This window comes from Specibacter sp. RAF43 (genome assembly GCF_052114065.1).
GTDB lineage: Bacteria > Actinomycetota > Actinomycetes > Actinomycetales > Micrococcaceae > Specibacter.
Genome location: NZ_JBFREA010000062.1, coordinates 1 through 734 on the forward strand (window position 1 = coordinate 1; position 734 = coordinate 734).

Consider the following 734-nt stretch of genomic DNA (forward strand, 5'->3'; position numbering starts at 1 on the left):
CAGCCTGCAGGGCGCCCACGAAAACCGCACCCTGACCCAACTGCGCCTCGACACCGCCACCACCCTCCTGCTCGGCCACCACCCCCTCAGCACGACCGCGACCACGCCCGCCGGTGACGCGGCCGATGACCGGTCCGGCACCACCGGTAATGCCGGCGGCGGCAGGACCGTCCCCACGGCCGGAACCGCCGGCGGGACGGTCACCGTGCTGGCGGGAACCGCCGGCGGGACGGTCACCGTGGTGGACGGGGAGCCGCCGTGGGCCCACACCGGTGCCCGCCGCGCCGTTCCCGGCGAGGATACCCCCGCCACCGTCGCCACGGCCGGTCCCGCCGCTGCCGCCAGTGCCGCCCGTGCCGACCGGTCCGGGGGTGCGGCTGCAGGTGCTGTTGGTGCTGCTGAAGCTGACCGGTCCGGCGGTGATGACCGGGCGGGGGCGCCGATCGCCGGTGTGCTCTGCGGGGACGGGTCAGGTTATGTTGACGGGCTCGTGGACGGGATCCCGGAAGAGCCCCTGCGCGAGTACCTGGAGCAGCTGGAGAAGGTCCGGACCGGGATGGCCGTCACCGAGCCGCCGCTGCCCACCGCGCAAATCCTGGTCACCGTCCCGCTGCTGGGCCTGGTCGGGGCCACGAACCAGCCCGCCGAACTGGCCGGCTACGGGCCCATCCCGGAAACCCTCGCCCGCACGCTCCTGGCCAACGCCGCAACCTTCCTGCGCGTGGCCACCGACC

At 74.8% G+C, this 734-nt stretch carries 1 pseudogene; it reads left to right on the top strand.

The features are described 5' to 3' along the window. Positions 1 to 734 (top strand): annotated as a pseudogene (locus AB4Y80_RS16885) (hypothetical protein); the annotation flags it as partial.